The sequence below is a fragment of the Burkholderia sp. Z1 genome (assembly GCF_014893795.1).
GTDB lineage: Bacteria > Pseudomonadota > Gammaproteobacteria > Burkholderiales > Burkholderiaceae > Burkholderia > Burkholderia theae.
In genome coordinates this window covers 2329766-2350768 of the sequence record NZ_JACFYL010000001.1, presented here as the reverse complement: position 1 = coordinate 2350768, position 21003 = coordinate 2329766, and the positions used below count along the sequence as shown (strand labels likewise).

22 protein-coding genes are annotated in these 21003 nt (G+C 67.1%); 15 read left to right on the top strand and 7 right to left on the bottom strand.

Translation table 11 applies throughout. The annotated features are described in order from the left end of the window. Positions 1-72 precede the first annotated feature (72 nt). The 3 genes from H3H55_RS10860 to H3H55_RS10850 are packed head-to-tail and all read right to left on the bottom strand — an operon-like array spanning position 73 to position 2836. Positions 73-318, bottom strand: a complete 246-nt coding sequence (locus H3H55_RS10860) for a ferredoxin family protein (protein ID WP_048248563.1) — start codon at positions 316-318, stop codon at positions 73-75. Between the two features lie 11 nt (positions 319-329). Further along, positions 330-2069, bottom strand: a complete 1740-nt coding sequence (locus H3H55_RS10855; protein WP_193098597.1) for a fumarate reductase/succinate dehydrogenase flavoprotein subunit — start codon at positions 2067-2069, stop codon at positions 330-332. Beyond that, positions 2066-2836, bottom strand: a complete 771-nt coding sequence (locus H3H55_RS10850; protein ID WP_193098596.1) for a GntR family transcriptional regulator — start codon at positions 2834-2836, stop codon at positions 2066-2068. The genes H3H55_RS10855 and H3H55_RS10850 overlap by 4 nt, the downstream gene beginning before the upstream one ends. Before the next feature lie 342 nt (positions 2837-3178). Between H3H55_RS10850 and H3H55_RS10845 the strand changes: the two genes are divergently transcribed. The 11 genes from H3H55_RS10845 (at position 3179) to H3H55_RS10795 (ending at position 13353) form a co-directional block, all read left to right on the top strand. Further along, positions 3179-4390, top strand: coding sequence for an MFS transporter (locus H3H55_RS10845; RefSeq protein ID WP_193098595.1), 1212 nt, complete (start codon positions 3179-3181; stop codon positions 4388-4390). Between the two features lie 279 nt (positions 4391-4669). Further along, a complete protein-coding gene (locus tag H3H55_RS10840) occupies positions 4670-5071 on the top strand; it encodes a DnaJ family domain-containing protein (protein WP_129512386.1) in 402 nt (133 codons plus the stop codon). Then, a complete protein-coding gene (tadA, locus tag H3H55_RS10835) occupies positions 5068-5661 on the top strand; it encodes a tRNA adenosine(34) deaminase TadA (RefSeq protein ID WP_193098594.1) in 594 nt (197 codons plus the stop codon). The genes H3H55_RS10840 and tadA overlap by 4 nt, the downstream gene beginning before the upstream one ends. Before the next feature lie 100 nt (positions 5662-5761). Continuing rightward, positions 5762-6700, top strand: coding sequence for a muramoyltetrapeptide carboxypeptidase (gene ldcA, locus H3H55_RS10830; protein WP_193098593.1), 939 nt, complete (start codon positions 5762-5764; stop codon positions 6698-6700). Between the two features lie 307 nt (positions 6701-7007). Then, on the top strand, positions 7008-7712 hold the full coding sequence (locus H3H55_RS10825; protein ID WP_048248554.1) for a GntR family transcriptional regulator: 705 nt from the start codon (positions 7008-7010) through the stop codon (positions 7710-7712). Positions 7713-7861: 149 nt separating this feature from the next. Then, entirely contained in the window at positions 7862-9346 is a 1485-nt protein-coding gene (locus H3H55_RS10820) for an NCS1 family nucleobase:cation symporter-1 (protein WP_193098592.1), read from the top strand. Between the two features lie 10 nt (positions 9347-9356). Beyond that, complete coding sequence (locus tag H3H55_RS10815; protein ID WP_129512381.1) at positions 9357-10148, top strand: aspartate/glutamate racemase family protein; 792 nt, start codon at positions 9357-9359, stop codon at positions 10146-10148. A 148-nt stretch (positions 10149-10296) separates the two neighbouring features. Further along, on the top strand, positions 10297-11250 hold the full coding sequence (gene puuE / locus H3H55_RS10810) for an allantoinase PuuE (protein ID WP_048248549.1): 954 nt from the start codon (positions 10297-10299) through the stop codon (positions 11248-11250). Then, complete coding sequence (gene uraD, locus H3H55_RS10805; protein ID WP_193098591.1) at positions 11247-11768, top strand: 2-oxo-4-hydroxy-4-carboxy-5-ureidoimidazoline decarboxylase; 522 nt, start codon at positions 11247-11249, stop codon at positions 11766-11768. The genes puuE and uraD overlap by 4 nt, the downstream gene beginning before the upstream one ends. Positions 11769-11830: 62 nt before the next feature. After that, positions 11831-12844 (top strand): allantoicase, encoded by a 1014-nt coding sequence (alc, locus tag H3H55_RS10800; protein WP_193098590.1) that lies wholly within the window; start codon positions 11831-11833, stop codon positions 12842-12844. Further along, positions 12841-13353, top strand: a complete 513-nt coding sequence (locus H3H55_RS10795; protein WP_193098589.1) for an ureidoglycolate lyase — start codon at positions 12841-12843, stop codon at positions 13351-13353. The genes alc and H3H55_RS10795 overlap by 4 nt, the downstream gene beginning before the upstream one ends. 82 nt (positions 13354-13435) lie before the next feature. Here the strand turns inward: H3H55_RS10795 and H3H55_RS10790 are convergent, their stop codons facing one another. Continuing rightward, positions 13436-14401 carry a LysR family transcriptional regulator gene (locus H3H55_RS10790; RefSeq protein WP_193098588.1) on the bottom strand — a complete coding sequence of 322 codons (966 nt, stop codon included), beginning with the start codon at positions 14399-14401 and terminating at the stop codon, positions 13436-13438. Between the two features lie 152 nt (positions 14402-14553). Between H3H55_RS10790 and H3H55_RS10785 the strand changes: the two genes are divergently transcribed. Next, positions 14554-14958 (top strand): RidA family protein, encoded by a 405-nt coding sequence (locus H3H55_RS10785; RefSeq protein WP_193098587.1) that lies wholly within the window; start codon positions 14554-14556, stop codon positions 14956-14958. A gap of 42 nt (positions 14959-15000) precedes the next feature. On the opposite strand, the gene H3H55_RS10780 is transcribed toward H3H55_RS10785, so the two are convergent. Further along, positions 15001-15816: an aminotransferase class IV family protein gene (locus H3H55_RS10780; RefSeq protein WP_193098586.1), complete on the bottom strand. Its 816-nt coding sequence runs from the start codon at positions 15814-15816 to the stop codon at positions 15001-15003. 134 nt (positions 15817-15950) lie between these two features. Between H3H55_RS10780 and H3H55_RS10775 the strand changes: the two genes are divergently transcribed. Together H3H55_RS10775 and H3H55_RS10770 are read left to right on the top strand one after the other, a co-directional pair. After that, entirely contained in the window at positions 15951-16871 is a 921-nt protein-coding gene (locus H3H55_RS10775) for a LysR substrate-binding domain-containing protein (protein WP_193098585.1), read from the top strand. A gap of 71 nt (positions 16872-16942) precedes the next feature. Continuing rightward, entirely contained in the window at positions 16943-17353 is a 411-nt protein-coding gene (locus H3H55_RS10770) for an ACT domain-containing protein (RefSeq protein ID WP_193098584.1), read from the top strand. Positions 17354-17444: 91 nt separating this feature from the next. Here H3H55_RS10770 and H3H55_RS10765 read toward each other — a convergent pair whose 3' ends face one another. Together H3H55_RS10765 and uraH are read right to left on the bottom strand one after the other, a co-directional pair. Continuing rightward, positions 17445-18638 carry a urate hydroxylase PuuD gene (locus H3H55_RS10765; protein WP_193098583.1) on the bottom strand — a complete coding sequence of 398 codons (1194 nt, stop codon included), beginning with the start codon at positions 18636-18638 and terminating at the stop codon, positions 17445-17447. A gap of 54 nt (positions 18639-18692) precedes the next feature. Further along, a complete protein-coding gene (uraH, locus tag H3H55_RS10760) occupies positions 18693-19046 on the bottom strand; it encodes a hydroxyisourate hydrolase (protein WP_193098582.1) in 354 nt (117 codons plus the stop codon). 511 nt (positions 19047-19557) lie between these two features. Here uraH and H3H55_RS10755 point away from each other — a divergent pair. Then, complete coding sequence (locus H3H55_RS10755; protein ID WP_193098581.1) at positions 19558-20970, top strand: 8-oxoguanine deaminase; 1413 nt, start codon at positions 19558-19560, stop codon at positions 20968-20970. The last annotated feature ends 33 nt before the right edge of the window (positions 20971-21003 follow it).

Below are 21003 nucleotides of genomic sequence, written 5' to 3'. Positions count from 1 at the left end.
CGCGGTGCACGAGCGGCGTGGCATGGCGATGCGCGAGCCGTCGCGTCGTCGATGCACGGCCCGCGGGCCCGGTCAGCGCAGCAGGTAAGGGATGTCGACCTTGACGGCACCGGTCGGGCAATCGCGCTCGCACGGCATGCAGTACCAGCATTCGTCGAACTGCATGTACGCCTTGCCTTTGGTCACGTCGATCGCAAGCAGGTCGAGCGGGCACACGTCGACACAGACGGTGCAGCCCTTGTCGGCGATGCACAATTCCTCGTCGATCGTGACGGGCGCGCTGCTGCGCAGGAAGATGTCGTGCGGGGTATGGGGCACGGTAGGGCTCCTCAGAGGGCGACCGCGGGCGCGGCCGGTTCACGGATGCGCAGATGCGCATAGGCGCTGCGTTCGTCGTCGGCGAGCGGCACGATGTAAGGCTCGACCGGCCGCTTCTCGCTGCGCATCGCGCCATCGGCGCTCTTGCGCAGCCACGTGTGGCAGAACCAGTCGGCGTCGTTGCGGTGCGGAAAGTCGACGCGGTGGTGGTACAGCCCCCAGCGGCTCTCGGTACGGAACAGCGACGCACGCGCGGCCATTTCCGCGCAGTCGCGGATCGCGCGCACTTCGGCCGCGCGCATCAGTTCATGCGGATGGTTCGCCTTGATCTCTTCGATATCCTCAGTAATATCGTCAAAACGTTGCAGCCCGATTTCCATCTTGCGCGTCACCTTCGGCGGTTGCAGATAGTCGTTCACCATGCGGCGCAGCTTGTATTCGACTTGCGCCGGTGCGAGGCCGCGCTCGCGTAACAGCGGGGCGAGCACGCGGGCGCGCTCGGCGTCGACCTGTTGGTCGTCCACTGGCGCATGGTCGCGGCCCGCGACATCGTCGGCCGCGTTCTGGCCGGCGAACCAGCCGTACGTGAAGGCGCCGAGCATGTAGTTGTGCGGGACGGCCGCCATGTCGCCGGCCGCGTACAGCCCCGGCACGGTCGTTTCCGCGCGGGCATTCACGTAGACGCCCGATGCGCTGTGGCCGCTGCAGAAGCCGATCTCGGAGATGTGCATCTCGACCATCTGCTGCCGGTAGTCGGTGCCACGCCCCGCATGGAAGCGGCCGCGGCTCGGCCGCTCGTTCGTATGCAGGATCTGCTCGATGGTGCGGATCGTTTCTTCGGCGAGATGATCGAGTTTCAGGAACACGGGACCGTTGCCGCTTTGCAGTTCCTGGTAGAACTCCCACATCATCTGGCCGCTCCAGTAGTCGCATTCGATGAAGCGCTCGCCCTTGCCGTTCGCGGTGAACCCGCCGAGCGGGCCGGTCACGTACGCGCATGCGGGGCCGTTGTAGTCCTTGATCAGCGGATTGATCTGGAAGCACTCGAGGTTCGCGAGCGCGGCGCCCGCGTGGTAGGCCATCGCGTAACCGTCGCCCGCGTTGGTCGGGTTCTCGTACGTGCCCATCAGGTAGCCGGACGCCGGCAGGCCGAGGCGGCCGGCCGCGCCGCAGCAGAGAATCACGGCCTTCGCGCGAACCACGTAGAAATCCGCGGTGCGACAGTCGAAGCCGAGCACGCCGCTCGCGCGGCCTTGCGCGTCGGTCAGCACGCGGGTGGCGACGATCCGGTTCGTGATCGCGATGCGCGCACGCTTCAGTTGCCGGTACAGCACCTTCTTGATGTCGTGTCCTTCCGGCATCGGCAGCACGTACGAGCCCATGTGATGGACCTTCTTCACCGCGTAGTCGCCGGTGCCGTCCTTCTCGAACTTCACGCCCCAGCGGTCGAGCTGCTCGATCGTCGCGAAGCTGTGCCGCGCATACGCATGAACGGCCTCCTGGTCGACGATGCCGTCGTTGGCGATCGTGATCTCGCGGGTGTACTGCTCGGGCGTCGCATGCCCGGGGATCACCGCGTTGTTCAGCCCGTCCATGCCCATCGAGATCGCGCCGCTGCGCTTCACGTGGGCCTTTTCGAGCAGCAGCACGCGCAGGGACGGGTCGCGCTCCTTCGCCTTGATTGCCGCCATCGGGCCGGCCGTGCCGCCGCCGACCACGACGACGTCGTATTCGAGTACATGGGTATTCATCGCAGTTTCCTTGCAGGTTTGCGCGCCTTCTGCCGGTCGATGCGCAGCCGGTACTGGAAGGCGTCGCCGCGGAAGTAGAGGTATTCGTAGTCGATCGGCGCGCCCGACGCGTCGTGCGTGAGGCGCTCGATGCGCAGCACGGGGCTGCTTTCCTCGACGCGCAGCGCGTCGACGATCTCGTCGTCGGCGAGGATCGCGTCGATCGACACGTCGGCATGACCGAGCGGTATGCCGCAGTCGTTTTCCAGGACCAGGAAGATGTCGCGGGTCGCGAGATCGGCGCCCGCGAGGCGCTTGCCGAGCGCTTCGGGCACCCAGGTCTGTTCGAGCGATACGGGTTCGCGGTTCAGCAGCCGCACGCGATGGATCTCGACGAGCGGCGCGCCTTCCGGTACGTTCAGCTTCGTCGCGAGATGGCGGTCGGCCTTGACGGTGCGGAAGCTGCGCAACTGGTTGACGATCTCGTAGCCCATCGTCGACATCGCCTCGGCGAAGCCCTGCAGCGACGTCACGTTCTGGAACGCCTTCGGCTTCGACACGAACGTGCCCTTGCCGTGCAGCTTGAACAGCAGGCCTTCCTTCTGCAGGTCGCCGAGCGCCTGGCGCACCGTGATGCGGCTGACGTCGAACATCGCGCAGAGCTCGTGCTCGGAAGGCATCCGGCTGTGCGGCGCATGGGTGCCGTCGAGAATGCGTGCGCGCAGCGTGTCCTTGATCTGCACGTAAAGCGGGGCCGCCGACAGCGGCACGACGTTGGGTGGGGTCATCGGTCAACTTGTTATGACAAGATCGCTCGAGTGTAGTCAGCGCGATCGGGCGTCCCAACCAAGCATTTCTGATTTCTACTTTCCGATTCCGGAAAAGCGGGGCGACAGGGCGGACGGGCGATCCGGCATTCGATCCGCCCCTTGCCAGCCGCGCAGATTGGCCGACAATCAAAAAAATTCGCCGGCGCGTGCGCCGCGCATGTCGAATTCCCGATGCATCGATCGTCGTATCCATGTCGACCGGGTTCGCAACGGCGTCGATGCGGCAGCCGGACAGGCCGCCGCGCGGTGCAGCAGGAGCCCGATTCCCGAGGATTGCCGAAACGAGCCAGGAGACGCCAAATGCCGGATTCCCGATACCGCTGGGTGATCGTCGCCGCGGGCGGCCTGATGGGCTGCATCGCGATCGGCGCGATGTTTTCGCTGCCCGTGTTCCTGCGCGCGATTGCGCGCGACACGGGCTGGTCGATGACCGGCATCTCCGCCGCGATGACGCTCGGCTTCCTCGCGATGGCGTTCGCGAGCATGGGTTGGGGCAGCCTGTCGGACCGCATCGGCACGCGCGCGGTCGTCACGACGGGTGCCGTGCTGTTGTCGGCGAGCCTGGCGCTGGCGAGCCGCGCGCCGTCGCTGCTCGTGTTCCAGCTGACCTTCGGCCTGGCCGTCGGCAGCGCGACGGCCGCGATCTTCGCGCCGATGATGGCGTGCGTGACCGGCTGGTTCGACACGCACCGCAGCCTGGCGGTGTCGCTCGTGTCGGCCGGCATGGGGATGGCGCCGATGACGATGTCGCCGCTGGCCGCGTGGCTCGTGTCGGTGCACGACTGGCGCACGTCGATGCTGCTCATTGCCGCGCTGGCGGCCGTCGTGATGATTCCGGTGTCGCTGCTGGTGCGCCGGGCGCCCGCGCTCGACGGCGCACACGCGGCACCCGCGCCTGCCGGCGCGCCCGCCGCGATGTCGGTTGCGGACGCGCTGCGCTCGCCTCAGTTCATGGTGCTGCTGCTGACCAACTTCTTCTGCTGCGCGACGCACTCGGGCCCGATCTTCCATACGGTCAGCTACGCGGTGACGTGCGGGATCCCGCTGATCGTCGCGGTGTCGATCTACAGCGTCGAAGGGCTGGCCGGCATGGGCGGCCGGATCGTGTTCGGGATCCTCGGCGACCGCGTCGGCGCAAAGCGCATGCTGGTGACGGGGCTGCTCGCGCAGGCGCTGGGCGCGCTCGGCTACTACTTCGTGCGCACGCTCGACGGGTTCTACGCGGTCGCGACGCTGTTCGGTTTTATCTACGCGGGCGTGATGCCGCTGTATTCGGTGCTCGCGCGCGAGAACTTCCCGCTGCGGATGATGGGCACCGTGATCGGCGGCTGCGCGATGGCCGGCAGCCTCGGGATGGCCGCCGGCCCCGTCGCCGGGGGCCTGATCGTCGATACGTTCGGCAGCTATGGCTGGTTGTACATCGGATCGTTCGCGATCGGTCTCGGCGCGTTCCTGATCGCGATGATGTTCCGCCCGTTTGAGAAAACGCGGTCGGAAACGGTGGCCGCGTGACCCGTCAACGGAAGCGGGGCGCCTGCCGTTTGACGGGAAAAGCGGGGCCCGGCCGGCATCATCATGGATAAAAACAGGGCCCGACACTGCTTGAGCTGACCGCTGTCCAAATGGCGCTCAGCCTGCTGCGGCGCAGCAGAGCGGCAAGTGACGGCGATCGGCGTGCATGCGTTGCGATTCGGCCCCTAAAAAACGCAATATCGAGCATATATTCGAAGGGCCTGTCATACCCGCGTCACCCTGCTAGAATTCGGCCTGCCGCATTGTTCCGATTGACTGATGAGATTGCTTGACGCCCTGGTCGAACAACGTATCGCCGCCGCCGCCGCGCGGGGCGAGTTCGACGATTTGCCGGGTACCGGCGCGCCGCAGACGCTGGATGACGACCTGCTCGTACCCGAGGAGGTGCGGGTGGCCAACCGTATCCTGAAGAACGCGGGCTTCGTGCCGCCGGCGGTCGAGCAATTGCGCGCGCTGCGCAACCTGCATGACGAAGTGCAGGCGGTCAGCGACCGTGCCGCGCGCTGCCGGCTGCAGGCGAAGATCCTGGCGCTCGACATGGCGCTCGAATCGCTGCGCGGCGGCCCGATGGTGATGCCGCGCGACTACTGCCGGCGCATCGCGGAACGCCTGTGCGAGCGCGGGCTCGACGAAGCGCCCGCCGAAGCGGGGCCGATGTGACGTCCGACGCGCTGGACGACGCAGCCCGATCGACAACCGACCCGGCAGCCGAACCCGCTCAATCTCCCGCTCCCGAAGCCGCGCCCGTGTCGGCGCGCGACCTGCATTTCATGCGTCTCGCGCAAGCCGCCGCCGAAGAGGCGCGCGCGGCCGGTGAAGTACCGGTCGGCGCGGTGCTCGTGCGCGGCGACGAAGTGATCGCACGCGGCTTCAACCATCCGATCGGCGGGCACGACCCGTCGGCGCATGCGGAAATGGCCGCGCTGCGCATGGCCGCGCAGCATCTGCAGAACTACCGGATGCCCGGTTGCGAGCTGTACGTGACGCTCGAGCCGTGCCTGATGTGCGCGGGCGCGATCATGCATGCGCGCATCGCGCGGGTCGTCTACGGCGCCGCCGATCCGAAGACGGGCGCATGCGGCAGCGTGATCGACGCGTTCGCGAATCCGCAGCTCAACCACCATACCGAAGTGACCGGCGGCGTGCTCGCCGACGAGTGCGGCGCCGCGCTGAAATCGTTCTTCGCCGAGCGCCGTCGTGCGCTGCGCGACGCGCGGCAGGCCCGCGACGCCGAATCCGGCACGTCATAGGCGCGCCGGCCGCGTTTGTCGCCCCGGGCGCGCACGGTTCGGTGAACCGGAGACCGTTCGGACCCTCTAAGCAGGTTTGACGATCCGACACCTTTCGCCCATGTCCCTCCAGCCCGCCGCGTCCTACACCATCCGCCTGCTGGCGCCGTCCGGTTATCCGCACGACCCCGACGCGATCAATCGCGCGCTCGAGCGCCTCAGCACCGCGCAGCAGCGCATCGAGAACATCGAAGCGACGCAGCGGCGCTTCCAGCGGTTCGGCGGCACTGACGGCGAGCGGGCGGGCGACCTGAACCGCCTCGCCGATCCCGAGCGCCCGCTGCCGGACATCGCGCTCGCGGTGCGCGGCGGCTACGGCGCCGCGCGCATCCTGCACGGGCTCGACTATCGCGGGCTCGAACGCCGGCTGCGCGACCAGCCGGTCGCGCTCGTCGGCCACAGTGATTTCACGGCGATCCAGCTCGCGCTGTACGCGAAGGCACGCATCAAGACGTTCGGCGGCCCGATGCTGTCCGCCGACTTCGGCGCGGAAACGCCGAGCGATTTCACGATGCAGCACTTCTGGCAGACGCTGACGCAGCCGAGCACGACGATCATCACCGAAGCGCCGCAGGTGCAGACCGTGAACGTGACGGGCACGCTGTGGGGCGGCAACCTCGCGATCCTCACGTCGCTCATCGGCACGCCGTACATGCCCGACATCGAGGGCGGCATCCTGTTCGTCGAGGACGTCAACGAACAGCCGTTCCGGATCGAGCGGATGATCTATCAACTGCACCTGTCCGGGCTGCTCGCGCGCCAGCAGGCGCTCGTGCTCGGCCAGTTCACGGGAGCGCGGACGTTCGAGTACGACAACGGCTACGACATGCAGGCGATGATCGAGCAGGTGCGCTCGGTGGTCGGGATCCCGGTCGTCACGGGGCTGCAGTTCGGCCACGTACCCGACCTGCTGACGTTGCCGTTCGGCGCGCAGGCGCAGCTGGTCGCGAATGCGCACGGTTTCCGGCTCACGCTGTCGGACTATCCGCATCTCGGCTGATGCCGGCGCGATCGATCGAAAGGCGGGTTTCCCGCCTTTTTCTTTATGTAAGTGTGCAACTAACGGTCCGGAAATTTCATCGCCGCCAACCGAATCGTCTTCACGTTACGCACCATTTTTGTCAACAAAATAGCCGGGCGGGTATACGACGAGAAGGGCCTCTGCTGTGCCTACCAGGCTTGATATGCATGGATTGTGCGCATGCTGCACCGAATGGGGTCATGTCGATGCACGCCGATTGTGCGAAATCCCGGAAAAGAATTGTTGACAATCTTTATGTCCGTCCTAGGATGAGGACCATCACGCGATGCAGATCATGAACGAGCCCGATTCCCACCCGTCCGGCGCAGCCGGTCCCGAAGCGATCGCCGAGCGGATCCGCACGGCGATCCTCGAGCATCGGCTCGCGCCCGGCGCGAAGCTGACGGAAGCGCAGCTCTGCGACGTGTTCGACGTGAAGCGCGGGACGATCCGCCAGGCGCTCGCGCAGCTCGCGACCGACAAGCTGGTCGACCTCGAGCCGAACCGCGGCGCGTTCGTCGCGAGCCCGACGCTGCAGGACGTGCACGAGGTGTTCGAAATGCGCCGGATCATCGAGCTCGCGGTGGTCGAGCGGCTCGCGACCGGGCCCGGCGCGAAGCGGCTGAAGGGTGTCGCCGCGCTGCTCGACAAGGAACGCAAGGCGTTCGAGCGGCACGATTTCGCGGCATGGATCCGGCTGTCGGGCGAATTCCATACGGCGCTCGCCACGCTGATGGGCAATGCGACGCTCAGCGAGTGCCTCGAGGGGCTCGTCGCACGCTCGACGCTGATGTCGGCGCTGTACGAATCGCACGGGCGCAGCCCGTGCTCGTGCGACGACCACGACGGGATCCTCGCCGCGCTGGAGGCGGGGGACGCGAAGCGGGCGGTGACGCTGATGGCGCACCACCTGCAGCATGTCGAACTGAAGATGCTGGACCGGCCCGCGCAAGGGCAGGTCGATTTGCGCGAAGTGTTCGGCGGCGCCTGAGCGGCGACGCGAACCCGGCTGCGCGCCACAGAACGAGAGCAATGCTGGCCTGCGGTATTTGCCGCGGGCCGCTGGTCCGACTCCGGGCGTCGATCCGGAGCGATATCGATGACGGTGGAGCGGCCATCCGGCCGCGTCAAGGAGAAGTCATGGCTCAGTTCAGTGTGGCGCACGACAGCGCTTACCCGGCGGAAGAAGGCGGCGAGGGCGGCGAACCGGCGCTGCCGAATGGTTATAGCAAACGTCTGTACAACGAAGATTTGGCACCCCTAAAACATCAGACATGGGGCTCGTACAACATCTTCGCATTCTGGATGTCGGACGTGCACAGCGTCGGCGGCTACGTGTTCGCGGGCAGCCTGTTCGCGCTCGGGCTGACGAGCTGGCAGGTGCTGATCGCGCTGATCGTCGGGATCGGCTTCGTGAACCTGCTGTGCAACCTGATCGCGCGACCGAGCCAGCAGATCGGCGTGCCGTATCCGGTCGCGTGCCGCGCGACGTTCGGCGTGCTCGGTGCGAATGTGCCGGCCGTGATCCGCGGGCTGATCGCGATCGCGTGGTACGGCATCCAGACCTATCTCGCGTCGAGTGCGCTCGTGATCGTCGTGCTGAAGTTCTTCCCACAATGGCTGCCGTACGCGGACGTCCACCACTACGGTTTCCTCGGGCTGTCGGCGGTCGGCTGGGCCGGGTTCATGGTGCTGTGGGTGCTTCAGGCACTGGTGTTCTGGAACGGGATGGAGACGATCAAGAAGTTCATCGACTTCGCGGGCCCGGCCGTCTACGTCGTGATGTTCATCCTCGCCGGCTACATGGTGTGGCGCGCGGGCTGGCGCAACATCGGCATCAATCTCGGCGGCGTCAAGTATCACGGCGCGGAAGTCATTCCGGTGATGATCACGGCCGTGTCGCTCGTCGTGTCGTACTTCTCCGGGCCGATGCTGAACTTCGGCGATTTCTCGCGCTACTGCCGCTCGTTCGGCGAAGTGAAGCGCGGCAATTTCTGGGGGCTGCCGGTCAACTTCCTCGCGTTCTCGCTCGTCACGGTGATCACGACGGCCGCGACCTTGCCCGTGTTCGGCGAACTCATCACCGATCCGGTCGAGACGGTCGGCCGCATTGACCATCCGACCGCGGTGATCCTCGGTGCGCTGACGTTCACGATCGCGACGATCGGCATCAACATCGTCGCGAACTTCGTGTCGCCCGCGTTCGACTTCTCGAACGTCGCGCCGCGCCTGATCAGCTGGCGCGCGGGCGGGATGCTCGCGGCGGTCGCGTCGATCTTCATCACGCCGTGGAACCTGTTCAACAACCCGGCCGTGATCCACTACACGCTCGACGTGCTCGGCGCGTTCATCGGCCCGCTGTACGGCGTGCTGATCGCCGACTTCTACCTCGTCAAGCGCGGCCGGCTCGTGCGCGACGACCTGTACACGATGTCGGAGAGCGGCACGTACTGGTACACGGGCGGCGTGAACCGCCGCGCGCTGGCCGCGCTGCTGCCGGCTGCGGTGATCGCGATCGTCTGCGTGATGATGCCGGGCTGGCAGGGCGTCGCGAACTTCTCGTGGTTCATCGGCGCGGGGCTTGGCTTCGTGTTCTACCGGCTGCTCGTAAGCGCGAAGGCCTGAGGAGCGTGTGATGAAGATTCGACTGATCAATCCGAACACGACGCAGCGGATGACCGACGCGATGGGCCGCTGCGCGCGCGACGTCGCGGCCGCGGGCACGGAGATCGTGGCCGTGAGCCCGCCGATGGGGCCGCCGTCAATCGAAGGGTATTACGACGAGGCGCTCGCGACGCCGGGGCTGCTCGCCGAGATCGCGCAGGGCGAGCGCGACGGCTGCGACGCCTACGTGATCGCGTGCTTCGGCGATCCGGGCCTGTACGCGGCGCGCGAGCTCGCGCGCGGGCCGGTGATCGGCATCGCCGAGGCCGCGATGCATGCGGCGAGCGTGCTCGCGCCGGGCTTCTCGGTTGTCACGACGCTCGCGCGCACCTGCGGGATGGCGTGGCATCTGGCGGAGCGCTACGGGATGAAGCGGTTCTGCCGCAACGTGCGCGCGACCGATGTCGCGGTGCTCGAACTCGACCGGCCGGGCTCGGCCGCGCGCCGGATCATCGTGGACGAATGCCGGCGCGCGCTCGACGAGGACGGCGCCGACGCGATCGTGCTCGGCTGCGCCGGGATGGCCGAGTTCGCGCACGAGATCGAGCAGCAGATCGGCGCGCCGGTGGTCGAGGGCGTCACGGCGGCCGTCAAATGGGCCGAGGCGCTCGTGTCGCTGCGCCTCGCGACCGCGAAGCGCGGCGACTACGCGCGGCCGCTGCCGAAGCGCTACGACGGCGCATTCGCCCGCTTCAGCCCGCCGGACGGGGATGTGGCGGAAGCGGCCCCGAATTTGCCGCAACCGCACATACACACCGTCTGACACGCACTATCTGCGTCGCTGTATGGGCGCGTATGGACGTTTTCGCTACACTGGGCCGTCATCGCATCGGCTTGCGCGGCCGGCCCCCGGCATCCGCGCCGTCGATGCGAACCCATTATTTGAGCAAGCTTTCGCTGCCCTTCGAACCATGTCACTCGATTCCAACTATCCTCGCGACCTGATCGGCTATGGCCGCCATCCCGTGCAGGCGAACTGGCCGGGGCGCGCCCGCGTCGCCGTGCAATTCGTGCTGAACTACGAAGAAGGCGGCGAGAACTGCGTGTTGCACGGCGATCCGGGCTCCGAGCAGTTCCTGTCCGAAATCGTCGGCGCGGCCGCGTATCCGGACCGCCACATGAGCATGGAGTCGATCTACGAATACGGTTCGCGGGCCGGCGTGTGGCGCATCCTGCGCGAATTCGAGAAGCGCGGGATGCCGCTGACGGTGTTCGGCGTCGGCATGGCGATCGAGCGTCACCCGGAGCTCGCGCGCGCGTTCGTCGAGCTCGGCCATGAGATCGCGTGCCACGGCTGGCGCTGGATCCACTATCAGAGCATGTCGCCCGAGCTCGAGGCCGAGCACATGCGGCTCGGGATGGAAGCGATCGAGCGCGTGACGGGCGTGCGTCCGCTCGGCTGGTATACCGGCCGCGACAGCCCCAATACGCACCGCCTGGTCGCGGAATACGGCGGCTTCCTGTACGACTCGGACAATTACGGCGACGACCTGCCGTTCTGGATGGACGTCGAAGTGTCGGGCGGCGGCACGTCGCCGCAACTGATCCTGCCGTACACGCTCGACACGAACGACATGCGCTTCGCGACGCCGCAGGGCTTCAACACGGGCGATCACTTCTTCGACTACCTGCGCGATGCGTTCGACGTGCTGTACGAAGAGGGCGACGAGGCGCCGAAGATGCTGTCGATCGGCATGCACTGCCGACTGCTCGGCCGGCCGGGCCGGTTCCGCGGGCTGCAGCGTTTCCTCGATCACATCGAGAAACACGATCGCGTATGGGTGACGCGCCGTGTCGATATCGCGCGTCACTGGCGCGAACATCATCCGTATCAGCCCAATCATCAAAACGAAGGGAAAGCATGAAGGCGATGCGCTACACGTTGAATCAACTCAATACGATGGCGCCGAGCGCATTTGTCGCGGCGCTGTCGGGCATCTTCGAACATTCGCCGTGGGTGGCCGAGGTCGCCGCGGGCGAGCGGCCGTTCGCGAGCATCGATGCGCTGCACACGACGATGTCGGGCGCGGTCGAAGGGTCCGGCGAAGTCCGCCAGCTCGCACTGATCAACGCTCACCCGGAGCTGGCCGGCAAGGCCGCCGTGCGCGGCGAGCTGACGGCCGAGTCGACGCGCGAGCAAAGCGGCGCGGGCCTCGGCCAGTGCACGCAGGAAGAGTTCGACAAGCTGCTGACGCTGAACCGCACGTATCGCGAGAAGTTCGGCTTCCCGTTCATCCTCGCGGTGCGCGGTTATGACCGGCACGGCATCATTGCGAACTTCGAGGCGCGCGTGAATCATTCGCGCACCGAGGAACTGCGCGCGAGCCTCGACCAGATCTACCGGATCGCGCGCTTCCGTCTCGACGACCTGATCGACGCCTGACACCGCAATACGGCCTGCTGCGTCGCAGCGGCCTGATCGCATCACTGAAACAAGGAAACATCATGGCTGTTCCGCTTCTCGATCCCAACGCACCCGATTTCACGCGGCGCTATGTGAACCTCGCCGACCCGCGTCTCGGTGCGCAGGCGCTCGAGGCCAGCGACGATTTCTTCGCGCCGAAGGACCGGATGCTGAACCCCGAGCCGGCCGTCTTCATTCCCGGCAAGTACGACGACCACGGCAAGTGGATGGACGGCTGGGAAACGCGCCGCAAGCGCACGACGGGCTACGACTGGTGCATCGTCAAGCTCGCGCGCCCGGGCGTGATCAAGGGCTTCGACATCGATACGAGCCACTTCACCGGCAACTTCCCGCCGGCCGCGTCGATCGAGGCCGCCTTCGTGGCCGACGGCGCGCCGACGCACGCCACCGAGTGGGTCGAGATCGTGCCGTCGACGACGTTGCAGGGCAACAGCCATCACTACGTCGAAGCGAGCGACGCCCGGGCGTTCACGCACCTGCGCGTGAACATCTACCCGGACGGCGGCATCGCCCGCCTGCGCGTGTACGGCCAGCCGCAACTCGACTGGGCCGGCGCGAGCGCGACCGAGCAGTTCGATCTCGCGGCGATGGAAAACGGCGGCTATGTCGTGGCCGCGAACAACCAGCACTTCGGCGTCGCGTCGAACCTGCTGCTGCCGGGCCGCGGCGTGAACATGGGCGACGGCTGGGAAACCCGCCGCCGCCGCGAACCGGGCAACGACTGGGCGATCATCGCGCTCGCGCAACCGGGCGTGATCCGCAAGATCGAAGTCGATACGGCGTTCTTCAAGGGCAACTTCCCTGACCGCTGCTCGATCCAGGCCGCCTACGTGTCGGGTGGCACCGACAGCTCGCTGATCACGCAGTCGATGTTCTGGCCGGTGCTGCTCGGCGAACAGAAGCTGCAGATGGACAAGCAGCATTACTTCGAACAAGGCATCGCGTCGCTTGGCCCCGTCACGCACGTGCGACTGAACATCATTCCGGACGGCGGCGTGTCGCGCCTGCGTCTGTGGGGGACGCTCGACAAATGAAGACGCTTGTTATCGAAGCGCTGACCAAGGAAGCGTTCGCGCCGTTCGGCGACGTGATCGAAACGGAAGGGGCGAAGCAGATCCCGATCAACCTCGGCACGACGATCCGTTTTCACGATCTCGCGACAGTCGATGTGACGGATGAAGATGGCCGTACGCTCGTCAACCTGTTCCGCGGCCAGCCGCGCACGCTGCCGTTCGAAGTGAAGATGCTCGAACGGCATCCGCTCGGCAGCCAGGCCTTCGTGCCGCTGAACGACCAGCCGTATCTCGTCGTCGTGGCGCCCGCGGGCGATCTCGATCCGGCCAGGATCCGCGCGTTCGTGACGAGCGGGTGGCAGGGCGTCAACTATGCGAAGGGCGTGTGGCATCACCCGCTGATCGCGCTCGGCGGCGTCAGCGACTTTATCGTCGTCGATCGCGGCGGCGACGGCCTGAACCTTAACGAGCAGGATCTGCAGGAATCGCTGTGGCTCACCGATGAGGCGCTCACCGCGCTGACTGCCTGAGTCGCCGGCGTTTCGCCGCCAGCCTGTCGAAACCCGCGCACGTTGCGCGGGTTTTTTTATGCGCCGGCGCTGGTCGCGCGGTTCAGGTCACCGCGGCTTTGCGCGTGTCGCGCGAACCGTCGCCGCCGCAGCGCCGGTTCGCGACCGGCGCATGCTGCGCCATCAGGTCGGCGATCCAGTCGACGAATACGCGCAGCTTCGCGCTGACGTGCCGGTTCGGCGGGAACGCGACGTACATCGGCATCGGGTCGAGCCGCCATCGTTCGAACAGCGGCACCAGTTCGCCGCGGGCGCGATACGCGGCGGCCATGTAGTCGGGCAGCCACAGGATACCCAGTCCGGCGAGGCCGGCCTCGAGATATGCGTTGCCGTCGTCGACCGCCAGCACGTAGCGCCCGCGCACGTTGACGTGCTCGCCGTCGCATTCCATCGCGAACGGCAGCGCCTTGCCGGTGCGCGCCCACAGAAAGCCGACGATCCGGTGGCGGGTGTCTTCCAGTTCGTCCGGATGCGAAGGAGTGCCGGCGCGCGCGAGATAGGCCGGCGACGCATACACGCCGAGCCGCAGGTCGCCGACGTGGCGCGCGACCAGCGACCGGTCGGTCGGCTCGCCGCCGCGCACGACGCAATCCACGTTTTCGCCGATCACGTCCACCACGCGGTCGCTCACGCCCATGTCGAGCTGGATGTCCGGATGGCGCGCGTGGAATGCGGGCAGCGCGGGGATCAGGATCAGGCGCGCGAACGGGCTCGGCACGTCCACGCGCAGCCGCCCCCTGGGCGATGCGGACGCAACGGACAGGCTCGTTTCGGCGTCGTCCATGTCGGCAAGCAGCCGCACCACGCGGTCGTAGTACGCGGCGCCGTCGGCCGTGACGACGACCTTGCGCGTCGTGCGGTTGAACAGCTTCACGCGCAGCCGCGCTTCGAGCTGCTGCACCAGTTGCGTGACGGTGGTGCGGCTCATGTGCAGCGTCTCGGCCGCCTTCGTGAAGCTGCCGGCTTCCACCACGCGGGCGAACGCCTGCATTGCGTCGAATCGATCCATCGGGTCAGGGCTCCGCGTCGGTCGGAAATTGTTTGGGTCGCGCAAACAGTGTTGGACAGGGTTGCCCGTTTATCCGCCGGGCAACGGTCCTTAAAGTGCCTTCATCGTTGATGCAGGGGCGGCTTCGCCCCACTGACTGATGGAGGTGTTGGATGGCAAAGCGTAGCGTAGTTTTTCCGCCCGGTCGCCAGGCGCTGTATGACCGCAACCGCTATTCGCCGGCGCTGCGCTCGAACGGATTCCTGTTCGTGTCCGGGCAGGTCGGCAGCCGCGAGGACGGCTCGCCCGAGCCGGAACTGGGCGCGCAGGTCCGCCGCGCGTTCGACAACCTGAATGCGGTGCTGCGCGCGGCCGGCTGTACGTTCGACGACGTCGTCGACGTGACGGTTTTCCTCGTCGATCCCGAAGCGACGTTCGAGCGGATCTGGGAGATCGTCCCCGAATACTGGGGCGATGCGCCGCATCCGACGCTGACCGCCGTCGGCGTGACCTGGCTGTACGGCTTCCAGTTCGAGATCAAGGCGATCGCGCGGCTGCCGGAGGCCGTCGAAGGGTGAGGTGGCGGGCAGCGCACCCGCGCTGCCTGGCGTCGGTGCGCTTCACGGCGCGACCAATGGCTCCCGTTCATACGCGCGATGCAGCAACGCGGCGAGCGACGGCGAATCGGGCAGCGTCGCCGTGCCGAAGCGGCGCACGGCGACACCGGGCGTCCACGAATTCATCACGACGGCACCGGCCATCGACGGCAGGTCGGCCGGCGTCACCTCGCGCTCGTGCTGCGCCACGCCAAGGCTCGCCAGGTGCCGACGCACGATGCGCATCGTGACGCCGCCGAGCATGCCCGCCACCGGCCACACGACCGCGTCGCCGCTCCAGAACGCCAGATTCCAGATCGAGCCTTCGCTGATGCGCCCGTGGCGATCGGTGAATGCCGCATCGTCGAAACCCTGCGCGACCGCGCGGCGCAGGAAGTGCGTCTTCGCGACTTCGCCGACGTGCTTGATGTCGGGCAGCACGCGCTCGTATTCGAACAGCGCGAGATCGAGCGGGCCGGCCGGCCCCGACGACGGCGCGGCGGTGCGGACCAGCACGTCGAGCGCTTCGTCGTCGCGCGCCGCGACGAATTCTCCGGTCGTCGCATGAACGGTCGCCGTCAGCGACAGCGCCGACGGCGCGCGCTCGAGCGCGGCGCGCAGGAACGCGCGCATCCGGTCGTCGGGCAGCGCATGGCCGAACAGTGCATGCGATGCGTCGCGCAGCCGTGCGAGGTGCAGGTCGAGGCCGCGCACGCGGCCGTCGCGTACCTGCATCGCGGTGAAATGCGCATGGCCCGCGAATGCCAGCGCGGCGAGCGCGTCTGGCGGCGCGGTCACGCCGTTGAGCTGGGCGACGGACGGGAACGGGGCAGCGGTCATCGGCAAATCTCCGGGTTTGGCCGTGGGCACGGTGCGGCCCGCGGTATCTTCAAGAAAGCCTATTGTTTGCCGATTGATGGCGTTATGAAAAACGAGTAGTTTTGGAACGGTCATCAAATTCTCTTTGAAGATCGATGGAACGCATGTGGCCCGGTACGCGCGCGCTGAGGACGTTCGATGCGGCGGCGCGGCACCTGAATTTCTCGCGGGCGGCCGACGAGGTCGGGCTGACGCCGGCGGCGGTCAGTCACCAGATCAAGGAAATCGAGGCGCAGCTCGGCATGGCGCTGTTCGTCCGCACGAGCCGCAGCATCCGGCTGACGCCGGCGGGCGTCGTGCTGGCCGGTGCGGCCGCCGATGCGCTGGCGGGCCTGCAGCGCGCGACCGCCCGGGCGCGCCGTATCGAGCGGGAGCAGACGGAACTTCGCGTGTCTGTCGGCGCGCGCTTTGCGACGCACTGGCTGCTGCCGCGCCTGCCGCGTTTCAGGGCCGCGCATCCGGCGCTCGAACTGACGTTCGACATCACCGACCGGTTGCGCGACTTCGATGACGACGACGTGGATGTCGCGATCCGCTTCGGCACCGGGCGTTACCGCGACGCGTGCGCGCAGCGCCTGTTCGGCACGTCGGTCGTCGCGGTCTGCAGCCCGGCGCTGCTGTCGGCCGGGCCGCCGTTGCGCGGGCCGCGCGACCTGCTGCGCCAGACGCTTTGCCACGTGGACTGCGAAGTCGATGGCGTGATCTGGCCGCGCTGGTCGGCATGGATGGCCGCGGCCGGTGTCGACGGTTTCGACGACAGCCGTTGCGTCGCGTTTCCGGATTCGAGCCATGTGGTGCAGGCCGTGACGGACGGCGCGGCGGTCGGCCTCGCGGAGCCGCACATGATCGCGCGAGAACTCGCGGACGGGCGCATCGTGCGGCTGTTCGACGTGAGCGTCGCGCTGTCGCCCGATGTCGCGTATCACGTCGTGTATCCGGAGCGCGCGCAGGACGATCCACGCATCGTCGCGTTCCGCGGCTGGCTCGCGGACGAAGTCGCGATGGTGCGCGCGTGACGCGATCGGCGCGCGTGCTATCTTGCCTGCATCACCACCGCACGGCGCCCGGTTCCGGGCGCGCCCCTTCGATGAGCCAACCTGAAAACGACCTCGCGATCCTGCTGCGCACGATGCAACCCGAACTGCATCCCGGTGCGTATGCCTTCGTATCGCTGCCGCCTGACGCAGATGTATCGTTATCCGAAACGATCGCGACCTTCCGCGAAACGGAAGGACTGACGGTCGTCGTCGATGAGGAAGCGGCCGCACGTCGCGGCTGGCCCGTGCTGTTCCGTGCCGCGTGGATCACGCTGACCGTGCATTCCGACCTCGCGGCCGTCGGCCTCACGGCGGCGTTCGCGCGGGCGCTCGGCGCGGCCGGCATCAGCTGCAACGTGATGGCGGCCGCGTATCACGACCACATCTTCGTACCGTTCGACGACGGCCCGCGTGCGCTCGATGCGCTCGTTGCGCTTCAGCGCGACGCGAAACACGGTTAGCGGGCGAGGGGTTCCGGACAGGCAAAAAAAACGGGCCCGTTACCGGGCCCGCGAACGGAAAGGATTGCGCCGGCAACCGGCGCACGGCGGCTTACTTGACCGCGCCACCCTCGAACCAGGCGGCGAGCTTGGTGCGCTCGTCGTCGGTCATGTGCGTGACGTTGCCGATCGGCATCGCCTTCAGGCGCACGGCCTGTTCATAGATACGCTGCGCGTTCTTCGACACTTCGTCCGGCGTGTCGAACATCACGCCCGCAGGGGCGCTGCCCATCAGCGTCGGCTTCGCCGAGTGGCACTCGACGCAGCGCTGCTGCAGGATCGGCATGATGTCGTTGATCACGATCTTCGGCGCGTTCGCAGCTTGCGCTTCCGGTGCGACCGGCTTCGGCATCGTCCACACCAGCGCGCCCGACAGCAGTGCGACGCCGCCGATCGGCAGGTACCACAGCTGCTTGCCGCGGTGACGCATCACGAAGAACTGGCGGATCAGCGCGCCGGCCAGCATGATCAGCACGAGCACGACCCAGTTGAACTTGTTCGTGTACGTCATCGCATAGTGGTTCGACAGCATCGCGAACACGACGGGCAGCGTGAAGTACGTGTTGTGCACCGAGCGTTGCTTGCCGCGCTTGCCGTAGATCGGGTTCGGTTCTTCGCCCTTGAGCATCTTGTCGACCATCTTGCGCTGGCCGGGGATGATCACGAAGAACACGTTCGCCGACATGATCGTCGCGAGCATCGCGCCGACGATCAGGTAGGCGGCACGGCCCGAGAAGATGTGGCACGCGAGGTACGCCGCGACGACGACGTAGAGGCCGACGCAAATGCCGAGCACACGGTCGTTGGTGCCGAGAACGCGGCACAGCGAGTCGTAGACGATCCAGCCGGCCGCGAGGAAGCCGAGCGCGGATGCCACGGCGACCACCGGGCCCATGTCGAGCACGCTCTTGTCGATCAGGTAGGTGTTCGGCGCGAGCAGGTACAGCACGAAGAACAGCGAGAAGCCCGACAGCCAGGTCGTGTACGACGGCCACTTGGACCAGTGCAGGTCATCCGGCATTTCCGGCGGGGCAACCGTGTACTTCTGCATGTTGTAGAAACCGCCGCCGTGGACGTGCCACAGTTCGCCGAACACACCGCGCTTGCGCTGGTTCGGGTCGGTCGGCGGTTTCAGGCTGTTGTCGAGCGCGACGAAATAGAACGACTCGCCGATCCACGCAATGGCGACGATGACGTGCAGCCATCGCAGCGCGAGGTTCAGCCAGTCGGTGATGAAGCCTTCCATGAAACTCCTCCAGACTCAGATCGTTTGTCTTTGATGTGGGCGCTGATACGTATGTCAGCTGCCGCGATAGGTGCTGTACGACCACGGCGACACGAGCAGCGGCACGTGGTAGTGCGAGCCGGTGTCGGCGATGCCGAAGCGCAGCACGACGCGGTCGACGAAACGGGGTTCGGGCACCTTCACGCCGAGCGACGCGAAGTAGTCGCCGGCATGGAACACGAGTTCGTATTCGCCGGCGGCGAGCGCGGCGCCTTCGAGCAGGGGCTCGTCGCAGCGGCCGTCGCTATTGGTCAGCACGGTCTTGACCGCGCGGCGCGATTCGCCGTCCAGCGCGTAGAGGTCGACCTTGATTGCGGCGCCGGGACGACCGTGCGCCGTATCGAGTACGTGGGTAGTGAGCTTTCCCATTCGCAATTGTCCTTGTGTGAATGCGAGGTTCGGCGGCGACTCGATCCATTGACTGTGCGGCGGATCGAGGCTCCACGTCACGTGGCTACATACCCGTCGGCGAAGTTGAAGCGAGCGCCGTGCAGGCATTGTAAAAAGGTTCCCCGCGCAAATACGGGCGCGATATCAAAGATAATGCGCCGCGCATGAGCGGCTGTCGACGGCACGCCGGATACGGCTTTGGGCGTACGTTTCGGGTGCCTGGCGGGCCTGCGCGCGGCGTACCATATCGGAACCGTGAAACGCGGTATTCGGGATCGAGCATTGTGCGTGGCGCGCGCTTGGGCGATCCTCCCGCCGTGCGCGTCGGCCTGTGGCCCGCGCGTACCCCGAAGACGGCGAGCACGCCGGGTAACCGGGCCAGGGCGTTCGAACGGACGCAGGCACCGGGACGTGCCGCGATTCAGCGTTCGAACGGCTGTGTGACCGTCCCCAGGATTCAACCCTGGGGGCAGACCGACGCGGAGAACGCATGAACCTCGAGCAGCACGCTGGCGCACGCGCGCCGAACGCATCCCCATCCCGCCCGAAAACCCTGCTGGTCAAGCACGCCGACGTGCTTGTGACCATGGACGACACGCGCCGCGAATTGCGCGACGCAGGGCTCTACATCGAAGGCAACCGGATCGTCGCGGTCGGCCCGACCGCCGAGCTGCCCGACACGGCCGACGAAGTGCTCGACCTGCGCGGCCACCTCGTGATCCCGGGGCTCGTGAACACGCATCACCACATGTACCAGAGCCTCACGCGCGCGGTGCCGGCCGCGCAGAACGCCGAGCTGTTCGGCTGGCTCACGAACCTGTACCGGATCTGGGCGCACCTGACGCCCGAAATGATCGAGGTGTCGACGCTCACCGCGATGGCCGAGCTGCTGCAATCGGGCTGCACGACATCGAGCGACCACCTGTACATCTACCCGAACGGCAGCCGGCTCGACGACAGCATCGGCGCCGCGCAGCGGATCGGCATGCGTTTTCACGCGAGCCGCGGTGCGATGAGCGTCGGCCAGCGGGACGGCGGGCTGCCGCCCGATTCGGTCGTCGAGCGCGAGCCGGACATCCTGCGCGACGCGCAGCGCCTGATCGAGACCTATCACGACGAAGGCCGCTACGCGATGCTGCGCGTGGTGGTGGCGCCGTGCTCGCCGTTCTCGGTGAGCCGCGAGTTGATGCGCGACGCGGCCGTGCTCGCGCGCGAGTACGGCGTGTCGCTGCACACGCACCTCGCGGAGAACGTCAACGACATCGCGTACAGCCGCGAGAAGTTCGGGATGACGCCCGCCGAATATGCTGAAGATCTCGGCTGGGTCGGCCACGACGTGTGGCATGCGCACTGCGTGCAGCTCGACGATGCGGGCATCGGCCTGTTCGCGCGCACCGGCACCGGCGTCGCGCATTGCCCGTGCTCGAACATGCGGCTCGCGTCGGGCATCGCGCCGGTGAAGAAGATGCGTCTCGCGGGCGTGCCGGTTGGCCTCGGCGTCGACGGCTCCGCGTCGAACGACGGCGCGCAGATGGTCGCGGAAGTGCGGCAGGCGCTGCTGCTGCAGCGGGTCGGTTTCGGGCCCGATGCGATGACGGCGCGCGAAGCGCTCGAGATCGCGACGCTCGGCGGCGCGAAGGTGCTCAACCGTGACGATATCGGCGCGCTGAAGCCCGGCATGGCCGCGGACTTCGCCGCGTTCGACCTGCGCCAGCCGCTGTTCGCGGGCGCGCTGCACGATCCGGTCGCGGCGCTGGTGTTCTGCGCGCCGTCGCAGACGGCGTACACGGTGGTGAACGGGAAGGTGGTGGTGCGGGAAGGGCGACTGGCGACGCTCGATCTGCCGCCCGTCATCGAGCGCCATAACGCGCTCGCGCACGCGCTCGTCGAGGCCTCGCGCTGAACGAACGCTGACGCCGTGCGGCGGCCGCCTTGC

Coding starts and splice junctions, on each gene's coding strand:
- H3H55_RS10855 (WP_193098597.1), bottom strand. CDS start 2,069: ATGAATACCCATGTACTCGAATACGACGTCGTCGTGGTCGGCGGCGGC.
- H3H55_RS10850 (WP_193098596.1), bottom strand. CDS start 2,836: ATGACCCCACCCAACGTCGTGCCGCTGTCGGCGGCCCCGCTTTACGTG.
- H3H55_RS10845 (WP_193098595.1), top strand. CDS start 3,179: ATGCCGGATTCCCGATACCGCTGGGTGATCGTCGCCGCGGGCGGCCTG.
- H3H55_RS10840 (WP_129512386.1), top strand. CDS start 4,670: ATGAGATTGCTTGACGCCCTGGTCGAACAACGTATCGCCGCCGCCGCC.
- ldcA (WP_193098593.1), top strand. CDS start 5,762: ATGTCCCTCCAGCCCGCCGCGTCCTACACCATCCGCCTGCTGGCGCCG.
- H3H55_RS10825 (WP_048248554.1), top strand. CDS start 7,008: ATGCAGATCATGAACGAGCCCGATTCCCACCCGTCCGGCGCAGCCGGT.
- H3H55_RS10820 (WP_193098592.1), top strand. CDS start 7,862: ATGGCTCAGTTCAGTGTGGCGCACGACAGCGCTTACCCGGCGGAAGAA.
- H3H55_RS10815 (WP_129512381.1), top strand. CDS start 9,357: ATGAAGATTCGACTGATCAATCCGAACACGACGCAGCGGATGACCGAC.
- puuE (WP_048248549.1), top strand. CDS start 10,297: ATGTCACTCGATTCCAACTATCCTCGCGACCTGATCGGCTATGGCCGC.
- uraD (WP_193098591.1), top strand. CDS start 11,247: ATGAAGGCGATGCGCTACACGTTGAATCAACTCAATACGATGGCGCCG.
- alc (WP_193098590.1), top strand. CDS start 11,831: ATGGCTGTTCCGCTTCTCGATCCCAACGCACCCGATTTCACGCGGCGC.
- H3H55_RS10795 (WP_193098589.1), top strand. CDS start 12,841: ATGAAGACGCTTGTTATCGAAGCGCTGACCAAGGAAGCGTTCGCGCCG.
- H3H55_RS10790 (WP_193098588.1), bottom strand. CDS start 14,401: ATGGATCGATTCGACGCAATGCAGGCGTTCGCCCGCGTGGTGGAAGCC.
- H3H55_RS10785 (WP_193098587.1), top strand. CDS start 14,554: ATGGCAAAGCGTAGCGTAGTTTTTCCGCCCGGTCGCCAGGCGCTGTAT.
- H3H55_RS10780 (WP_193098586.1), bottom strand. CDS start 15,816: ATGACCGCTGCCCCGTTCCCGTCCGTCGCCCAGCTCAACGGCGTGACC.
- H3H55_RS10775 (WP_193098585.1), top strand. CDS start 15,951: ATGGAACGCATGTGGCCCGGTACGCGCGCGCTGAGGACGTTCGATGCG.
- H3H55_RS10770 (WP_193098584.1), top strand. CDS start 16,943: ATGAGCCAACCTGAAAACGACCTCGCGATCCTGCTGCGCACGATGCAA.
- H3H55_RS10765 (WP_193098583.1), bottom strand. CDS start 18,638: ATGGAAGGCTTCATCACCGACTGGCTGAACCTCGCGCTGCGATGGCTG.
- uraH (WP_193098582.1), bottom strand. CDS start 19,046: ATGGGAAAGCTCACTACCCACGTACTCGATACGGCGCACGGTCGTCCC.
- H3H55_RS10755 (WP_193098581.1), top strand. CDS start 19,558: ATGAACCTCGAGCAGCACGCTGGCGCACGCGCGCCGAACGCATCCCCA.